The organism is Ideonella sp. BN130291, assembly GCF_036231905.1.
Lineage (GTDB): Bacteria > Pseudomonadota > Gammaproteobacteria > Burkholderiales > Burkholderiaceae_C > CAMLIZ01.
In genome coordinates this window covers 232,828-251,041 of record NZ_JAZARE010000010.1, presented here as the reverse complement: position 1 = coordinate 251,041, position 18,214 = coordinate 232,828, and the positions used below count along the sequence as shown (strand labels likewise).

The window sequence follows — 18,214 nt, the reverse complement described above, 5'->3', positions numbered from 1 at the left end:
ATGGCGGGCCGCGCCGGCATCTTCCCCACCTTCTTCCTGTCGGGCTTCGAGTGCTCGACCTTCTTGTGGAAGGACAAGGGCCGGCGTGACCTCGCCGCCGAGACGCAGCATCTGCGCCATGCGCGGGAGGACTACCAACTCCTGCGCAGCCTCGGCATCGCGGTGGCCCGCGAGGGCATTCCCTGGCCGATGGTGGACCAGGGCGGCGGGCGCTATGACTTCTCGCTCATCGACCCGTTGATCGAGGCGATGAACGAGGCGCAGATCCTGCCCGTCTGGGACCTCTGCCACTACGGCTACCCCGACGACGCCGCGCCGTTCTCGGCCGGGTTCTGCGAGCGCTTCGCCCGCTATTGCGAAGCCGCGGCGCGCTACGTCACCGAGCGCGTGCGCGGGCCGCATTGTTTTACGCCCATCAACGAGATCACCTTCTGGGGCTTTGCCGGCGGTGAGTGGGGCTGGATGGGCCCCTTCGGCAAGGACAGGGACACCCGCATGCGCTTGCGGCGCGTGCTGTGCCAGGCCGCGGTGGCGGGGGTGCATGCCATCCGCCGGGTGGACCGGGAGGCGCGCATGGTGCACGTGGAGCCGCTGATCCGCGTGGTGCCGCCCCACGACCGCCCCGACCAGGCGGAGGCGGCCCGGCGCGAGATGGAGGACGACGCGTTCTTCGCCTGGGATGTGCTGGCCGGCCGTCAGCATCCGGAGCTGGGCGGTGCGCCGGAGGTGCTGGACATCGTGGGGTGCAACTGCTATTCCTTCGGGCAGATGGAATACCGCGAGCACGGGCCGCACATGGCGCTGGAGCCCAGCGATCCGCGCATCGTGCCGCTGTGCGATCTGCTCGCCGGCGTGTGGAAGCGCTATGGCCGGCCGATGATCATTGCCGAGACCAGCGGCATGAAAGAGGGCCGCGAGGCCTGGCTGAAGGACGTGATGGAAGAGTCGCTCGCCGCGGTGAACCAGGGCATAGCCCTGCACGGCATCTGCCTGTTCCCTGCGGTCGACATGCCGGACTGGCACACCGGCGAGTGGCTGCACAACGGCCTGTGTGACCTGGTCGACGAGGCCGGCGTACTCAAGCGCCAGCCCTTCGGGCCCTATGTGGACGAGCTGCGGCGCTGGCAGAAGCAGCTCAACCGCGTGACGGTGCTGGACGAGGACCCGTTCAGCGACCCGGTGGACCTGGGCGACGTGACCGAGGCGGCGCGGCGCTTGCAACTGCGGCCGGACCGCGACTGGTCCTGAGACCCCGAAACCCGGTGTAGAGCAAACCCTATGCCAGGGATGGCGGCGGTCTTCCAGCGCACCAGCATGGTGTACGCTGCCCGCGGGTTTCCTCGCCGGAGAAGGGATCGATGTCGAAGGAGCGCAGTCCCCGGTCGCTTTTTTCGGCCATGGCCCTCGTGGTCTGCGTGGGCCTGCTCGTGCCGGCCGCGCTGGTGGGGGTGCTGCTCATCGGCGTGCACCAGCCGGCCGCGGTGGCCGAACGCCAGCAGCAGGAGATGGACGCCCGGCTGGACCTGTTGGCGCGCGGCCTGAGCGAGCTGATGTGGGGCCTGGACGAGGTATCGGCCCGCGAGCTGGTGCAGGCTGCGATGCGCTCGCCCGACATGGTGAGCGTGCAAGTCACCGACCGCGCGCAAAGCCGGCCTTTCGTGACGCTGGAACAGCGCGAGCGCCGCATCGGCCGCCTCCACTCGGGTGAGCGCGACATCGAGCGCCAGGGGCAGGTACTGGGGCGGCTGCGCATCGAGATCAACGACAGCGCGGCCGCTGCGGCCCTGTCGCAGCAGCGCTGGCTGTACGCGTGGACCGTGGGCGGCCAGGTGCTGGTGTCGCTGCTGCTGCTACTGGCATTGCTGCATTCACGGGTGGCGCGGCCGCTGGGCGAGCTGGGCCGGTTTGCCAACGAACTGGCCGATGGCCGCTTTTCGGCCGTGCTGCGGCGCCGCCGCGACGACGAGATCGGCCGCCTGGGCGAGCGCCTCGAACACATGCGAGACGCCCTGCAGCACCTGTTCGACGAGCAGCGCCACACGCTGGAGCGCCTGCGCCAGGAGGAGGCCAGCACCGACCGGCTGTCGCGGTTTTATGCGGCGCTGTCGCGCTCCAACCAGCTCATCCTGCGCGAGCACCATCCCGAAGCGCTGTATGCGGAGATCTGCCGCATCTGCGTGGAGACCGGGCACGCGCGCATGGCCTGCCTGTGGCTGCTGGACGAACAAAGCGAACGGCCGGTGATCGTGGGCTCGGTGGGCCCGGTGCGAGAGATGTTCGCCGGCATCGACCTGGGCCCGCACTCCAGCGTGGCCGATGCCGGCATCCCGCTGGCGCTGGCCTTGTTCGCCGGCCGGCACGGCGTGAGCAACGACTACCTGGCCGACCCGCACACCGTGCCGATGCACGAGCGCGCCCTTGCGCACGGCGTGCGCGCCTGCGCGGCTTTTCCGGTGCGCCGTGGCGGCCGGGTGGCGGGGGCGCTGAGCCTGTATGCCAGCGAGACGGGCGTGTTCGACGACGGCGTGATCGAGCTGCTCGACGAGCTCGCCGCCGACCTGTCGTTTGCGCTGGACAACTTCGACCGCGACGCGGCCCGCGTGGCCGCGCAGCGCGAGGTGGAAGCCGGCTTCCGGCGCTTCAGCCGGCTGTTCGGCGCGATGCCGATGCCGGTGGTGGTGGGCGCGCTGGACGACGGAACCGTGGTCGAGATCAATGCGGCGGCCTGCGAGCGCTTCGGCCATGGGCGCGCGGAGCTGCTGGGCCGGCGCCTGTCGGACCTGGGCGTGGGCATGTCCGAAGCCGAGCGCGCACGCCTGATCGCGAAGGTGAACAGCGACGGTATGGCGCGCGACTTCGACACCAGGCTACGCGTGCGCTCGGGCGAGCTGCGCGACGTGCTGATCAATGCGGAGCCGATCGAGTTTGGCGGCCGCGCCTGTGCGCTCACCATCGTGAGCGACATCACCGAGCGCAAGCGCATGGAGCGTGCGCTGCGCGAAAGCGAGGGGCGGCTGTCGTCCATCATCGAAACGGCGCTGGACGCCATCGTCAGCGTGGACGCCCAGCAACGCATCGTGGTGTTCAACCGGGCCGCGACGCAGATGTTCCGCATCGCGGCCACGCAGGCGCTGGGCGGCTCGCTCGACCGCTTCATCCCGCCGTCGCTGCGTGCCGCACACCGTGCCCACGTGGCCGCCTACGCGGTCTCCGGCGAGTCGGCGCGGCGCATGGGCGAGGCCCGGCGCCTGGCAGGGCTGCGCGCCGATGGCGAGGAGTTTCCGATCGAAGCCTCGATCTCGCGCTCGGGCGAGGGCGAGGACCTGTTGATGACCGTGGTGGCGCGCGACACCACCCGGGCGCTGGAGGCCGAACGTGCGCGCCAGGCCCAGCTGGCCGCCGAGGCGGCCAGCCGCGCGAAGACCGAGTTCCTCTCGCGCATGAGCCATGAGCTGCGCACGCCGCTGAACGCGGTGCTGGGCTTTTCGCAGCTGCTGCAGTCGGGCCTGCGCGACCGCATCTCGGAGCGCGAGCAGGAGCAGCTGGACACCATCCGCCAGGCCGGCTGGCACCTGCTGGCGTTGATCAATGACGTGCTCGATGTCTCGCGCATCGAGTCCGGCCGGCTGCAGGTGCAAACCTGCGCCATCGACCTGCGCGCCCTGCTCGACGAGGCGCTGCAGCTGCTGCGGGTGCAGGCCGAAAGCAACGGCGTGACGCTGGAGCCGGCCTACCGGCAGCAGCCGGCCGCCGCGGTGTGGGGCGATCCGGTGCGTGTGCGCCAGGTGATGCTCAATGTCATCGGCAACGCGGTGAAGTACAACCGAGCCGGCGGCACGGTGCGGGTGCAGGTGGTGGGCGAGCCGGGCCGCGTGCGGGTGGATGTGGTCGACACCGGCCTGGGCATGACGCGCGACCAGCTGGCCCACCTGTTCGAGCCCTTCAACCGCCTGGGCCGCGAGCGCGGCGGCATCGAGGGCTCGGGCATCGGCATGGCGCTGACGCGCCAGCTGATGGAGCTGATGCACGGCGCCATCCAGGTGGAGAGCGAAGTCGGCGTGGGCACCACCGTGCGCCTGCACCTGCCTGTTCCGGCGGTGGACGGTGAGGCCGGGACACTGGCGCCTGCCGACGACCCGGCCTCCGCGCCACAGCCGGCCGGCCTGGTGCTCTACATCGAAGACAACCCGGTGAACCTGCTCATCGTGGAGGAGATGCTGGGGCGCTGGCCGCAGGTGCGTTTTGCCCAGGCCACCGACGGTGCACGCGGCATCGCGCTGGCGCGCGAACTGCAGCCCGACCTGGTGCTGCTGGACATGCGCCTGCCTGACATGGACGGTGTGGAAGTGATGGCCGCACTGCACACCCACCCGGCGACCCGGAGCCTGCGGGTGGTGGTGCTGTCGGCCGGTGCCCAGCCGGAGGATGCGGAGCTCGCCAAACGCTGCGGTGCGCTCGACTACTGGACCAAGCCGCTGGACCTGGAGCGCTTCATGGCCGACATGCAGCGCCTGCTCGCCACGCGCGTGGGCGCCGCCTGAGGCAGGAGGCTCAGCGCGGGCCCGACATCACGTCGCGCAACGCCTGCCGCCGCAACCGCTCCACCAGCCCTTCGGCCTTCATCTGCCGCAGCACAGCCGCCAGGCGCGGCGCGAGGTCCGCGTTCTTCTTGTGCAGATACGGGTACAGCGGCTCGGGCGGCCCCATGGCGAGCAGCTCGCGTACACGTTCGTCGCCCCGGATCTCCCGGCTGTAGAGCACGTTGTCCACCGCGAGGTCGATGTCGCACAGGAAGGCGGTGTGGCCTGCCAGCAGGCTTTTCAGGCCCTGCGCCGTGGTGGTCACTTCAGCCAGGCGCTGTGCCGGCACATGCGCCTTCAGCGTGTCTTCGCAGAACAGCACGCCGCGCCGGTAGTGCCCCTGCCAGCCGGTGGCCGACAGGTCCTCCAGGCGCGCCAGGCGCAGCGCGGGATGGGCGGTGTAGAGCGCAAAGCGCACCTCGATCACTGGCACATCGACCTGCACCTGCTCGGGGTGGGCCAGGCCGTAGCTGCGCCGGCGCAGCATGTCGCCGTCCAGCTCGCCGGCGTCCACCAGCGCGCTCAGGCGCTTGGTCGGGTAGTAGGGAAACTCGGCCTTCAACCCCAGGCGCCTGAACGCCTCGGCATAGACGCGGCGTTGCCACAGGCCGGTGAACGCGGTGTCCACCTGGTCGGTGCCGATCAGGAACACACGCTGGTCGGCGCCGGCCGCGGCCGGCACGCCGCCCAGCAGGGCGGCCCACAACAGCAGGCGAGCAATGCTCCAGCGTGGCAGCCACATGGCATGTTCCCCCCGGAAGGCCAGCGTAGCACCGGCCGCGCCGGCCGAAGCCCAGTCGCCGGGTCGGTGCCAGGGTCAGCACTCGACCGTGTTCACCGCCAGACCGCCGCGGTCAGGGCGTGACGGTGAGCGTGATCGGGTACAGCACGTCGCGCGTGCCGCCGGCCGAGGTGAGCCGGTAGCGAACCTGCGCGGCGTAAACGCCGGGCACCAGGCAGTCGAAGCTGGCGCCGATGCCCACGCACGCGTGGTATTCGCGGTAGGGGTATTCGCTCCACCAGCTGTTCACCGGCGCGTTGGGGCCGGAGCCCGCGGGATGCGACAGGTATTCCACACCCACGAGTGCAGCGGTCACGCCGGTGTTGGTGACGATGCCGTAGCTCACCTCGTGGATCAGCTTATCGGTGCGCGACTGCTGGACCACCAGCCCGCCAGCGGGCCAGAACACATGGTCCACGGCGGGGTTGGGTGTCACGGTGTAGTGCACGGCGATGGACTGCTCGTAGCTCAGGTGGCGGTTGTCGGGCAGCACCGCCTGCGCCTGGACCTTCACCGTTTCCTCATGGGTGCCGGGAGGCGCCGGCAGCCACTGCAGCGTGAGCTGCGGGGCGGTGAGCAGCATGCCCTGCGCGGGCAGCACGCTGGTCGTCTTGGGGACGCCGTAGACGTACGGCGTGGTGTTGTTGGCCACCCAGCCGGTGCTGTACTTGGACACGGCGACGTCGATCGCCTGCGGGTCCGGCACGGTGCCGAAGGGCACGTTGAGCGTCACCTCGTTGCGGCTGAGCGTCAGACCGGCCAGCACGGTGACGTCGAAGGGCACCGCCATCGGCGTGCCGGCCAGGTGCTGGTTGCACTGGTTGTCCAGGCAGGCGTGGATGCGCAGGTTGCCGGTGAAGTGGCCGGCGGTGGGCAAGGGCTTGGGGTAGAGGTCCAGCGTGTAGCTGTAGCCCACGCCCTGCCGCAACACCATGAGGGTGGCGGTGGATTCGAAGAGCGAGGCTGGGTCCTCCACCACCACGTAGAGCGGTTTGCCCTGCAGGCTCTCGACGTCGCCGCTCAGGGTGCCGGTCAAGTGGACGCTGGGGATGCGCTCGTTGACCATCACCTCGCCACTGATGCTGGCGGGGCTGGCCCGGCCCACGCTCACGGACGACGGCCCGCTGCTGCCGCCACCGCCTCCGCCGCAGGCCGCCAGCAGCAGGGCCGACGACAGGCAAAGACTCCACAGCGCCGGGCGCTGCCATCCTCCACGCAATGACGTGCTGATCATGTTGCAATCCCTCCGGCCTCCGGCACGCGTGGTGCGCACTCTTGCGAGGCAGCCGGGATTGTGCCGGCGCAGCCGCGGCGCCGGTCCCCCCGGGACGGGCGCCGGGGCGTCGTCACGCCGCCCACAGCGTCAACATTCCACGATATTGACATCGGAGCCGCCATGCCACTGTTGCGCTTGATTCCCTGGACCTGCTTGCTGGCCGCGCTGGTGCTGCCCACCCGCGGCGCGGCGGAAGAGCAGCCCGCCAACCCGCTGCAACAGCAGCTCGCCCGCATCCAGGCCCTGCGCACCGAGCGGCCCGGCGATGGTTTGCTCGTCTACTTCGAAGCCTTGACGCAGGTGCAGCTGGGCGACCGCGCGGCGGCATTGAAGACGCTGGGCGCGCTGGAGGGCCGGCGGCTGGGCATCGTGCCCACGCAAGGCATCGGCTTCGACCCGATCTGGAGCGACCCGGCGTTTCAGGCCCTGCGCCAGCGCCTGTGGGACCAGGAGCCCGCCACCCCGGCGGCGCCGGTGGTGCTGCGCCTGGCAGACGCGCGCCTGATACCGGAAGGCATCGCCCATGACGCGGCCGGCCGGCGGGTGTTCCTGGGCAGCGTGGCGCAGCACAAGATCGTGGCGGTGAACGCCCGCGGGCGCGCACACGACTTCTCGCCCAAGGGAGCAGCGCTGGACGCGGTGCTCGGCTTGGCGGTGGACGCGCGCCGGCAGCGGCTGTGCGCCGTGAGCACCAATGCCTTCGAAGACAGCGTGAAGCAGCAACGCCGCAATGCGGTGGTGTGTTTTCAGCTGCGCACCGGGCGCCTGCTGTCGCGCCATGAGGCGCCGGAGGCGAACCAGCTCAACGACCTGGCGATTGCGGCCGACGGCACGGTGTACGCCACCGACTCCGGCGGCAGCAGCCTATTCCGCAGCCACCCGGGCGAAAAGGCCATGAGCCGGGTGGGCGCAGAAGGTGGGCTGCGCGGGGCCAACGGCCTGGCGCTGGCGCCGGACGGGCGGCTCTACGTGGCGCTGTCCACCGGCATCGCGCTGGTGGACACGCAGACCGGCGAGGCGATGCGCCTGCCGCAACCGGACGACACGGTCACCGGCGGCATCGACGGGCTGGTGTGGCACGACGGCGCACTGGTGGGCATCCAGAACGTGAGCAACCCGGGGCGGGTGATCCGCATCGCGCTGGACGAGAGCGGGCGGCGCATCACCGGGCACACGGTGCTGCAGTCGCACCACCATCCGGCGTTCGACGAGCCCACCACTGGCGTGGTGGTGGGGGATGCGCTGTACGTGATTGCGAATTCGCAGGTCGGGCGGTATCAGGCGGATGGGGCGTTGAAGGATGCGGACACGTTGAGGGCACCGCAGGTCATTGCGGTGCCGCTGCGGCGCTGAAGCGCGCTGACGCCCGCGGCCGCAAGCCCTGCGCTTCTCGGCTGCGCACAGGCGCGCCGCCGTCTGCCCGCCTGGGGCTGGGCGCGGGTGGTGGCATGGGGAGGCAGCAAACGGCCAAGAGCTGACCGTCGACAACGACTGCTGCCAGGCGCTCCGTACACCACCGCTTGGCCGACGGCGAGCACTTATGCGTCGGCCTTCGAGCTTGCAAAGCTGACATCTCTCCAGGAACGTTGGCAACCCGAACGCGCGTGTCGCCGCAGCGCCGTCATCCGGATTGGGGATGCGAAGTCGCCCCGGTTGCTCTCCACTTGGGGCCCATGCCATCCAACACAATTCGCGCGCGCTCGGCACCCCGCATCCGAAAGGCGGCGATCGACTCAGAACTGTTGAAGCGGCTGACGCTCCCGGAGTTCGGTCGGCAGCCCCCTGCCTCGTGGATGCAGGACGAGTTGCCCGCGCTGTTGGAGCGCTGGTACGCCTTCGGCGCCTTTGTCGGCCATCGGCACCGGCGCAGGCGCCGCGTCAACGAACTGTGTTTGGTGGTGATGACCTCGGATAAGCACGCGCCGTCACCCACCTCGGCCGTGGCCGCTATTCCCCAACGCGTGCACTGGCAGGAGGGGCGCAACGAGTTCTCACTTCCCACCGATGTGATCGGACTCCCGGCCGAGTTCGAGCATCAGGCCGGCACGGTCTTCGGTCCCGGCGACGTGTCGTCGGCTAACGGCGAGGTTTCTTCCATCGGCGCGGTGGTCCAAAGTGGAGTGAACCGCATCGCTTGCAATGTCATCGAAAGGCGCCAGAAGGGCTCGGTGGACTATGCCCTGCTCAGCCCGACGGGTTCGGCGCGCCTGGACAACCTCTTCCGCGACCAGGTGCGTATCGGTCCTGTCTATACCCCTGGACCGGCGGACCTGCACCGAACTGTGTACCTGCTTCACGGTGACGGCGGAATTCGAAGGACCCGGTGCTCCGGCGTGAATGGTTCCTTCAATGCGCCAGGAGCGACTTACAACAACCTCATCCTGACCGACGCAGTCTCCGAATCCGGCGATTCCGGCGGCGCGCTCGTCGACGACGGAAATCGGCTGTGGGGCTTCCTGCTGGGCCGACTCGATGTGAGGTTCTCGTTCTACGTGCCAGCGCAGATCGTGCTCGACGTAGCAGGTGTGTCCCTGTTTCAGGGGTGATGTTTTGGAGGAACTATGAAACGACAGAAAATCGATCCATACGCTGGCAGAGCATGCCAAGTTGCACGCAACATGCTGGTCATGGCTCTGCTGTGCGGAGGCGTACACGCGCACGCAGCGAACACGTGCCTAGCTTTTGAGCCGGGCGCGCAAATGGAGGTCGACACCCCGCCCGGTGCCACCGCCGTCGGGCTCGTCCGCGGCGCTGATGCCAACGCCCAGGTCGTGATCGCCAGCCTGGGCGGAACCGTGGCATCGGGCGGACGATGGACCGCGCCCAAGCAGGCCGTGGAGCAAGTCACGGCGGAGGTCAAGGGCAAGCCGAACCGACAGGCCTTTCGGCTCGCGTTCATCAAAAATGGCAAGCTCACCGATCCCGGCGTTGCGCAGCCGTTTTACGTGACACCCGCAGAAGACGCCGACAAGGCGGTGGCGTGCAAGGAGGCCGCGCCTGCGCTGGCCGATCTGGCCGCGAACACGCCCACCACCACACCGGCCCCGCCGGAAGTGTGCGCCGCACTCGCCGAGGAGCGTACGGTGCGAAATCACAGCTGGATACTGTTCGACAGCAAAGGTGTTATCTGCCATGTGCCGTACCCGGTGCGCCAGTACGACACCTTGCATGTCGGCGTGGTTGTGAACACAGGAGAGGTGCTACCCGCCCGGCGTAGCACCAACGTCACGGGTTGCACGACGCCGGCTCCCGGTGTCCGGGTCTTCAGCAGTGGATCGCTGCCTCAACTGCAGTCCGGCCCTAGCGGGCAGACAGCCACTCGCGCCAGTAGCCCGACCGTCCTGGAAACCGTCGGCTCGCCCCTGTCGTGTAGCAGCGATTCGGTGACCGTCGCCGTCAGCATCGACGGCGGTCAGGCCGGACAAGGGCAGGCCGTCCCGCTGTACCAACGCCACACCGCGACGCTGCACCTGGGGGTGCTGGCCTCAAAGTTGCGCGAGCCCGACTATGCGCTGCGCAGCACCTCAGCCGGATCCGTGATCACCGATCGAGAAGCTGAGCAACGCGGTACGCAGTACGTTGCCGCGGTGGTCGTCCAAGCCTTCCCGCGCTATTTCATGAAGGGCGGCGGATTCGGGTACCCCGGCCGCGATCTACTGCACGACAACGACGTAGCCGATCGCACCGGCCTCTTGCTCGTGTTCGGTCTTAAGGAGCCCACGAAACGATTCGGCCTGGGCCTGTCGTACGAGATCGCCAACGGCATCAACCTGTTGGTGGTTCGCGAGTGGAACAAGCAGACCGCGCTGGATGGCGTGGCGGTGGGTAGCGCGTTCACGGGAGACGCTACCGCCATCCCCACGAAGCAGACCTGGGCCAAGGGCACCAGCTTCGGGCTTAGCTTCGATCTGGGATACGTCAACAAGGTATTTGGCAGCAAGTGAGTCGGGGCGCCGGCGCGGGCGGTGCTGAAGGCCCCGAATTCGTCAGACACTGCCACCCGCCGGGCCCATGCCCCAACCGACGCGAGCTGCCGCGAATGCGGCAGCTCGCGTCGAACTGCGCCTGGATGCGGGTGGGCCGCTGCGAGATGACGATGCCCTCTTGGGCGGGTCGCGACTGCGCAGTGCCGTCCACGTGTACCGTGCACTCGGCAGGCCGCTCGAAGCAGGCGATCAGGTGGGACCGACACCTTTTGCGGAAAAGAGATTGGGACACCGTATCTCTCTTCAGGGTCGCATGCGTTCACTCCAGTCCCACCACGCTTCCGCCAAGCCCCAGGCGGGCAGACGGCGGCGCGCCTGTGCGCAGCCGAGAAGCACAGGACTTGCGGCCGCGCGCGTTAGCGCGCATCAACAACTGACTCGTGGCGACTGTTTGAGCGCAGTGAGCGAAGCGAACGCAGCGAGTTGAGCCACGGGCCGCAAGACCGAGCATCGCAGGGAACCCTCGCGCAGCGAGGGCCAGCAGATGAAGCGCCGACGGCTGCCCGTCTGGGGCTTGGCTCGCTCGGTCAACGCACGAGCAGCAACCCGAACAACCTCAGCACTCCACGATATTCACCGCCAGCCCGCCGCGCGCCGTTTCCTTGTACTTCACCTGCATGTCCGCGCCCGTCTCGCGCATGGTCTTGATGACCTTGTCGAGGCTCACATGGTGGGTGCCATCCCCGCGCAGCGCCATGCGGGCGGCGTTCAGCGCCTTCACCGACGCGATGGCGTTGCGTTCGATGCAGGGGATCTGCACCAACCCGCCCACCGGGTCGCAGGTGAGGCCCAGGTGGTGCTCCATGCCGATCTCGGCGGCGTTCTCCACCTGCTCCGGCGTACCGCCCAGCACCGCTGCCAATGCGGCGGCAGCCATCGAACACGCCACGCCGACCTCGCCCTGGCAGCCCACTTCGGCGCCCGAGATGGAGGCGTTCTCCTTGTAGAGGATGCCGATGGCCGCGGCGGTAAGCAGAAAGTCGATCACGCCCTGGTCATTCGCATTCGGGATGAAGCGCGCGTAGTAGTGCAGCACGGCGGGCACGATGCCGGCAGCGCCGTTGGTGGGCGCCGTCACCACGCGGCCGCCGGCGGCGTTCTCCTCGTTCACCGCCAGGGCGTAGAGGTTCACCCAGTCGATCACCTGCAGGGGGTCCCGCAGGGCGGCTTCGGGGTTGCTGGTGAGCGCCTGGAACAGCGCGGCCGCGCGGCGCTTGACCTTGAAGCCGCCGGGCAGGATGCCTTCGGTGCGGCAGCCGCGGGCCACGCAATCCTGCATCGCCTTCCAGATGCGCAACAGGCCGGCGTCGATCTCGGCGTCGGTGCGCCAGTGGCGCTCGTTGCGCCGCATGATCTCGGCGATGCTGCAGTGTTCGCGCCGGGTGAGCGCCAGCAGGTCGTCGCCGCTGTGGAAGGGGTAGGGCAGCACGGTGGTGTCAGGCGCGACGGCCTTGTGCTTGCTGCCGTCGGCCGCCACTTCCTCGCTCACCACGAAGCCGCCGCCCACCGAGTAGTAGGTCTTGCTCAGCAGCTCGGCGCCGGCGGCGTCGAAGGCAGTGATGCGCATGCCGTTGGCATGGAAGGGCAGGGTCTCGCGGCGCAGGAAGATGAGGTCCTGCGCTTCGTTGAACGCGATCTCGTGCTGCCCCAGCAGGCGCAGCCGGCCGGTGCCACGCAGGCCGTCGAGCATCGCGGGCACCGCCTCCACATCCACCGTGTCGGGCTCATGGCCCAGCAAGCCCAGCAGCACGGCCTTGTCGCTGCCGTGGCCCTTGCCGGTGGCGCCCAGGGAGCCATACAGCTGCGACTGCACGCGGGCGGTGCGATCGAGCAGGCCCTCGTGCTGCAGGCGCAGCGCGAACATGCGCGCGGCGCGCATGGGGCCCACGGTGTGGGAGCTGCTGGGGCCGATGCCGATCTTGAACAGATCGAAGGCTGAAACTGCCATCTCGTTGTCTCCGGTTCTAGGGCGCCTGCAATGCGGTTTGCATCGCGGCGATCACCTGCTGCCGCACGGGCTCGTGTGTGAGCCCGTCGACATGCTGGGTCTGTTGGACTTCCAGCCACTGTTTCGGTTCGGGTGCGGCCGCAAACAAGGCCCGGCCATGTGCCAAAGGCACGACCGTGTCGTCCGCGCTGTGCAGCACGAACACCGGCACGGTAAGTTTTTTCACGGCGGTGAGCGGGTCACGCTCCGCGCCGGGCAGCAGCCACTGCGCCGCGGGCAGCAGGGCGGCCAGCGCGCTGCCGCGCACGGCATCACGCGCGATGCCGCGGTAGCTGCTGAAGGGGCAGTCCAGCACCAGCAGCTTCACGCCCGCCGGATCTGCCACCACGGTGCGCACGGCCGTGGCGCCGCCGAGGCTCTGCCCCAGCACCACCACCCGCTGCGCGTTCACGCCCGGTTGCTGGCGCAGCCAGCGCAGGGCTGCCAGGGAATCAGCCACCACGCCGTCCAGGCTGGGCTCGCCGCTGGACTGGCCGAAGCCGCGGTAGTCGAAGGTGAGCAGGTTGAAACCGGCCTTGGGCAGCCATTCCACCAGCGGCAGGTGGTTGGAGATGTTGGCCGCGTTGCCGTGCAGGTGCAGCACCGTGCCGCGCACGGGGCCCTGAGCCGGCAGCCACCAGCCATGCAGGCGGCTGCCGTCCGGCCCGGGGATGGTCACGTCCCGCGACGCGAGCCCGAACTGCTGCGGCGTGGTGTAGACCGTGCGGTCCGGGTAGAAGAACTGCCGCTCCACGCAGCCGGCCAGGAAGCTCAGCACCACCAGCGCCAGGAACAGTTTCGTGACGCGGGCGGCTGGCACATCAGGCTTCGTATTCGGAAGTGGGGATGCAGGCGCAGAAGAGGTTGCGGTCGCCGTACACGTTGTCCACCCGGCCCACCGGCACCCAGTATTTCTGCCGCCGCAAGGTGGCCACCGGATAGGCGGCCTCCTCGCGGGTGTAGGCATGCGTCCACTCGGTCTTGAGCAGGGCTTCGGCGGTGTGGGGCGCGTTCTTCAGCGGGTTGTCTTCCTTCGGCCAGGCGCCTTGTTCGACCTTTCGGATCTCTTCGCGGATCTGGATCATCGCGTCGCAGAAGCGGTCCAGCTCTACCAGCGGCTCGCTCTCGGTGGGCTCGACCATCAGCGTGCCGGGCACCGGGAAGCTGAGCGTGGGCGCGTGAAAGCCGTAGTCGATCAGGCGCTTGGCCACGTCTTCGGCGCTGATGCCGGTGGCGTCCTTCAGCGGGCGCAGGTCGAGGATGCACTCATGCGCCACACCACCGCCCTTCAGGCCGTCCATCCCGCCGCTGTAGAGCACGGGGAAGTGTTCGTTCAGGCGCGCGGCGATGTAGTTGGCCGAGAGGATGGCGGTTTCGGTGGCGAGGGTGAGGCCGTCGGCGCCCATCATGCGGCAGTACATCCAGCTGATCGGCAGCACGGCGGCGTTGCCCAGGGGCGCAGCGCTCACGGCGCCGATCTGCTTGTCGGTGCCGATGCCGGCCGTGCGGTGCGCGGGCAGGAAGGGCTTGAGGTCTTCCACCACCGCCACCGGGCCCACGCCCGGGCCGCCGCCGCCGTGCGGGATGCAGAAGGTCTTGTGCAGGTTGAGGTGGCTCACGTCGCCGCCAAACTCCCCGGGCGCGGCCACGCCCACCAGCGCGTTCATGTTGGCGCCGTCCACGTACACCCGGCCACCGTGCTGGTGCACCACGGCACACAGCTCCTTGATGTGGTCCTCGAACACGCCGTGGGTGGACGGGTAGGTCACCATCACCGCGGCCAGCTTGTCGCTGTGCTGTTCGCACTTCGCTTTCATGTCACCGAAGTCCACGTTGCCATCGGCATCGCATTTGGTGACGACGACCTTCATGCCCACCATCATGGCGCTGGCCGGGTTGGTGCCGTGCGCGCTTTCGGGGATCAGCACGATGTCGCGATGGCCCTGGCCACGCGCTTCGTTCCAGGCCTTGATCACCAGCAGGCCGGCGTACTCACCCTGCGAGCCGGCATTGGGCTGCAGGCTCACGCCGGCATAACCCGTGGCCTGGCTCAGCCAGGCGCACAGCTGCTCATTCAGCAGCTCGTAGCCCTTGAGCTGGTCGCGCGGCGCGAAGGGGTGCACATGCGCAAACTCCGGCCAGGTGATGGGGATCATCTCGCTGGTGGCGTTGAGCTTCATGGTGCAGGAGCCCAGCGGGATCATGGTGCGGTCCAGCGCCAGGTCCTTGTCGGCCAGGCCGCGCAGGTAGCGCAGCATCTCGGTCTCGCTGTGGTGCGCGTTGAACACCGGGTGCGACAGGAACGCGCTGCGGCGCTCCAGCTCGGCGGGGTACAGCGGCGAAATGCCTTTTTCGAAGCGGTCGAAGCCGGGCACCGACTGGCCGCCGGCGAACATGCGCCACAGCGCCTCGATGTCGGCGCGGGTGGTGGTTTCGTCCAGCGTGATGCCCAGCGTGGTGGCGCTGGCATGGCGCAGGTTCATGCCGTGCGCGATGGCGCTGGACAGCAGCTCGTCGGTGCGCACGCCGGTGTGCACTTCCAGCGTGTCGAAAGCCTCTTCGTGCTCCAGCGTGAAGCCCATGGACTTCAGGCCCTCGGCCAGGATGGCGGTGTAGCTGGCCACGCGGCGCGCGATGCGCTTCAGGCCCTCCGGGCCGTGGTACACGGCGTACATGCTGGCCACCACCGCGGGCAGCACCTGCGCGGTGCAGATGTTGGAGGTGGCCTTCTCGCGGCGGATGTGCTGCTCGCGCGTCTGCAGCGCCAGGCGGTAGGCCTTGTTGCCGTGGCTGTCGATGCTCACGCCCACCAGCCGGCCCGGCATGGAACGCTTGAACTCGTCCTTGGTCGCCATGTAGGCCGCGTGCGGGCCGCCGTTGCCCATGGGCATGCCGAAGCGCTGGGTGGTGCCCACCACGATGTCTGCACCTTGTTCGCCCGGGGGGGTGAGCAGGGTGAGCGCCAGCAAGTCGGCGGCGACGATCGCCAGGCCGCCCTTGGCGTGCACGGCTTCGGTCAGCGGCTTCAGGTTGCGCACGCGCCCCGACACGCCGGGGTACTGGAACAGCGCCGCAAAGTGCTCGCCTTGTGCGGCATCTTTGGCGGGGCCCACCACCACGGTGATGCCGAGCGGCGTGGCACGGGTGCGCACCACTTCCAGCGTCTGCGGCAGCACGTCGTTGGCCACGAAGAAGCTCAGGCTCTTGCTCTTGCCCACGCGCAGCGCCAGCGTCATGGCCTCGGCCGCGGAGGTGGCCTCGTCCAGCATGGACGCATTGGCGATCGCCATGCCGGTGAGGTCGGTCACCATGGTCTGGAAGTTCACCAGCGCTTCCATGCGGCCTTGGCTGATCTCCGCCTGGTAGGGCGTGTAGGCGGTGTACCAGGCGGGGTTCTCCAGCACGTTGCGCAGGATGACACCCGGCGTGACGGTGCCGTGGTAGCCCTGGCCGATGAAGCTCTTGAGCACCTTGTTCTGCTGCGCCAGCGTCCTCAGCTCGGCCAGCGCCTGCGCTTCGGTGAGCGGCGCGGGCAGCTGCATGCCCTGCGCCCGCTTGATGGCCTGCGGCACGATGGCGTCGATCAGCGCCCGGCGCGAGGCCGCGCCGATCACGCTCAGCATGTGCTGTTCGTCGCGTTGCTCCGGCCCGATGTGGCGCGCCACGAATTCGGAACAGTTCTCGAGTTCACCCAGGGGCTTCACGGCGGACATCAGCATGGCTTGTGGCGGCAGAAGAAAAAGAAACGGCGCGGTGGGCGCCGGCGTCGGCAGGCGGCGGGTGGCCGCATGCCGAAAGGGAGGATCAAAGGGTCTTCAGCAGGGCGTCGTACGCGGGCGGATCCATCAGTTCGTCGAACTCGGCCATGTTGGTCACATGCACCTTGAAGAACCAGCCATTGCCCAGCGGGTCGGTGTTGGCCAGCGACGGGTTGGCGCGCAGCTCCTCGTTCACTTCCACCACTTCGCCGGTGCAGGGCATGTACAGGTCGGCCGCGGCCTTCACCGATTCCACGACGCCGGCGACCTCGCCCTTCTTGTAGCTCTTGCCCACTTCGGGCAGGTCGACGAAGACCACGTCACCCAGCGCGTCCTGCGCATGGTGGGTGATGCCGACGATCGCGGCTTCGTGGTCCTCGATGTTGATCCACTCGTGTTCTTCGGTGTACTTGGTCGTCATTCGATGCTCCTGGCGTGTTCGTGATGGAGAAGGAAGGTTCAACCGCGGTGGTAGCGGTGGGGGGCAAACGGCATGGGCGCCACGCGCATCGGGTAGCGCTTGCCGCGCACCTCAGCGTACACCTCGTGGCTGGGCAGGGCGTGGTTGGCGGCCAGGTACGCCATCGCGATCGGCTGGTTCACGCCGGGCGCCAGCGTGCCGCTGGTCACATGGCCGAGCTTGTGGCCATGGGCATCGAAGATCTGCGCGCCTTCGCGCACCGGCATGCGCTCCAGGCCCACCAGGCCCACGCGCTTGCTGGAGGCGCCGCCCGCGAGCTGCGCCTCGATGACGCTTGCGCCGGGGTAGTGGCCAGCCCGCGCCCCACCAGGGCGGCGCACCTTCTGGATCGCCCAGGTGAGCGCGGCTTCCACCGGCGTGGTGGTTTCGTTGATGTCGTGGCCGTACAGGCACAGCCCGGCTTCCAGGCGCAGCGTGTCGCGTGCGCCCAGGCCGGCGGGCTTGACCTCGGGGGCGGCGAGCAGCTCACGCGCCAGCGCTATCGCATGGGTATCAGGCACCGAGATCTCGAAGCCGTCCTCGCCGGTGTAGCCCGAGCGGGTGACGAAGCAGTCGGCGCCGGCCAGCTCGAAGTGGCCGCCGGTCATGAAGGTGAGCTTGGCCACGCCCGGGTTCATGCGCGCGAGCGCATCCACCGCCTTGGGGCCCTGCAGCGCCAGCAGCGCGCGATCGGGCAGCGGCACGATCTGGCAGCGGTGGCCGATGTGGGTGATGAGATGCCGGGTGTCGGCGTCCTTGCAGGCGGCGTTGACGATGACGAACAGGTCGTTCTCGCGCCGCGTGATCATCAGGTCGTCGAGGATGCCGCCGTTGCTGTTGGTGAACAGGCCGTAGCGCTGCTTGCCCACGGGCAGGTCCACCACGTCCACCGGCATCAGGGTTTCCAGCGCGGCCGCGGCCTCGTTGCCGATCAGGCGCAGCTGGCCCATGTGCGACACGTCGAACAGCGCGGCGGACTCGCGGCACTGCTTGTGTTCGGCCACGATGCCGGCGGGGTAGCTCACCGGCATGTCGTAGCCGGCAAAGGGCACCATCTTGGCGCCGAGTTCGAGGTGCAGGGAATGGAGCGGGGTCTTCAGCAGGTTTTCTTCAGCGGACATTCTGTTGTTCTCCGAGGGCCATCGATTCCTGCACCGGTGAAGGTGGGGGATGCCCTCGCTGTCCGCTTTACCTGAGAGATTGACGGAGCCGGTGTGGCCGGTGGTTCCGCTTGCCCCTTCGGTGGACGAGCTCGCAACCCGTCTCTCTCCAGTGAGGTACGCCGCAAGTCTGCAGCGTCTTGCCAGTCCTTTTGCCTGAGCGTTCGGGGGTGACCCTGCGCCTTCGGCGGCTTCATGTGAAGCTCTCTCCTGACAAGCGGGCAGT

Annotated in this window: 12 protein-coding genes and 2 riboswitches; of the genes, 5 read left to right on the top strand and 7 right to left on the bottom strand. The window is 68.7% G+C overall.

Annotated features, from left to right (window positions below):
- Together VPH43_RS21365 and VPH43_RS21360 are read left to right on the top strand one after the other, a co-directional pair.
- Positions 1-1,248 carry a family 1 glycosylhydrolase gene (locus VPH43_RS21365; RefSeq protein ID WP_328579775.1) on the top strand — a complete coding sequence of 416 codons (1,248 nt, stop codon included), beginning with the start codon at positions 1-3 and terminating at the stop codon, positions 1,246-1,248.
- A gap of 149 nt (positions 1,249-1,397) precedes the next feature.
- Positions 1,398-4,541 (top strand): PAS domain S-box protein, encoded by a 3,144-nt coding sequence (locus tag VPH43_RS21360; RefSeq protein ID WP_328579774.1) that lies wholly within the window; start codon positions 1,398-1,400, stop codon positions 4,539-4,541.
- A gap of 10 nt (positions 4,542-4,551) precedes the next feature.
- Here the strand turns inward: VPH43_RS21360 and VPH43_RS21355 are convergent, their stop codons facing one another.
- On the bottom strand, positions 4,552-5,322 hold the full coding sequence (locus VPH43_RS21355) for a substrate-binding periplasmic protein (RefSeq protein ID WP_328579773.1): 771 nt from the start codon (positions 5,320-5,322) through the stop codon (positions 4,552-4,554).
- A gap of 112 nt (positions 5,323-5,434) precedes the next feature.
- On the bottom strand, positions 5,435-6,595 hold the full coding sequence (locus VPH43_RS21350; protein ID WP_328579772.1) for a hypothetical protein: 1,161 nt from the start codon (positions 6,593-6,595) through the stop codon (positions 5,435-5,437).
- Between the two features lie 162 nt (positions 6,596-6,757).
- On the opposite strand from VPH43_RS21350, the gene VPH43_RS21345 reads away from it, so the two are divergent.
- The 3 genes from VPH43_RS21345 to VPH43_RS21335 all read left to right on the top strand — a co-directional run bounded on the left by VPH43_RS21345 (position 6,758) and on the right by VPH43_RS21335 (position 10,581).
- Positions 6,758-7,990, top strand: a complete 1,233-nt coding sequence (locus VPH43_RS21345) for an SMP-30/gluconolactonase/LRE family protein (protein WP_328579771.1) — start codon at positions 6,758-6,760, stop codon at positions 7,988-7,990.
- Between the two features lie 320 nt (positions 7,991-8,310).
- Positions 8,311-9,183 carry a hypothetical protein gene (locus tag VPH43_RS21340; protein WP_328579770.1) on the top strand — a complete coding sequence of 291 codons (873 nt, stop codon included), beginning with the start codon at positions 8,311-8,313 and terminating at the stop codon, positions 9,181-9,183.
- A 153-nt stretch (positions 9,184-9,336) separates the two neighbouring features.
- A complete protein-coding gene (locus VPH43_RS21335; RefSeq protein WP_328579769.1) occupies positions 9,337-10,581 on the top strand; it encodes a hypothetical protein in 1,245 nt (414 codons plus the stop codon).
- A 598-nt stretch (positions 10,582-11,179) separates the two neighbouring features.
- On the opposite strand, the gene VPH43_RS21330 is transcribed toward VPH43_RS21335, so the two are convergent.
- The 5 genes from VPH43_RS21330 to gcvT form a co-directional block, all read right to left on the bottom strand.
- On the bottom strand, positions 11,180-12,571 hold the full coding sequence (locus tag VPH43_RS21330; RefSeq protein ID WP_328579768.1) for an L-serine ammonia-lyase: 1,392 nt from the start codon (positions 12,569-12,571) through the stop codon (positions 11,180-11,182).
- 16 nt (positions 12,572-12,587) lie between these two features.
- A complete protein-coding gene (locus VPH43_RS21325; RefSeq protein WP_328579767.1) occupies positions 12,588-13,430 on the bottom strand; it encodes an alpha/beta hydrolase in 843 nt (280 codons plus the stop codon).
- Position 13,431: 1 nt separating this feature from the next.
- The gene (gene gcvP / locus VPH43_RS21320) at positions 13,432-16,329 is read right to left on the bottom strand and encodes an aminomethyl-transferring glycine dehydrogenase (protein WP_328579766.1); all 2,898 of its coding nucleotides are present in this window, start codon (positions 16,327-16,329) and stop codon (positions 13,432-13,434) included.
- Between the two features lie 85 nt (positions 16,330-16,414).
- Complete coding sequence (gene gcvH / locus VPH43_RS21315) at positions 16,415-16,789, bottom strand: glycine cleavage system protein GcvH (protein ID WP_328579765.1); 375 nt, start codon at positions 16,787-16,789, stop codon at positions 16,415-16,417.
- Between the two features lie 38 nt (positions 16,790-16,827).
- Positions 16,828-17,949 (bottom strand): glycine cleavage system aminomethyltransferase GcvT, encoded by a 1,122-nt coding sequence (gene gcvT, locus VPH43_RS21310; RefSeq protein WP_328579764.1) that lies wholly within the window; start codon positions 17,947-17,949, stop codon positions 16,828-16,830.
- Between the two features lie 48 nt (positions 17,950-17,997).
- Positions 17,998-18,111, bottom strand: a riboswitch (glycine riboswitch).
- An 11-nt stretch (positions 18,112-18,122) separates the two neighbouring features.
- Positions 18,123-18,211: riboswitch (glycine riboswitch) on the bottom strand.
- Positions 18,212-18,214 lie beyond the last annotated feature (3 nt).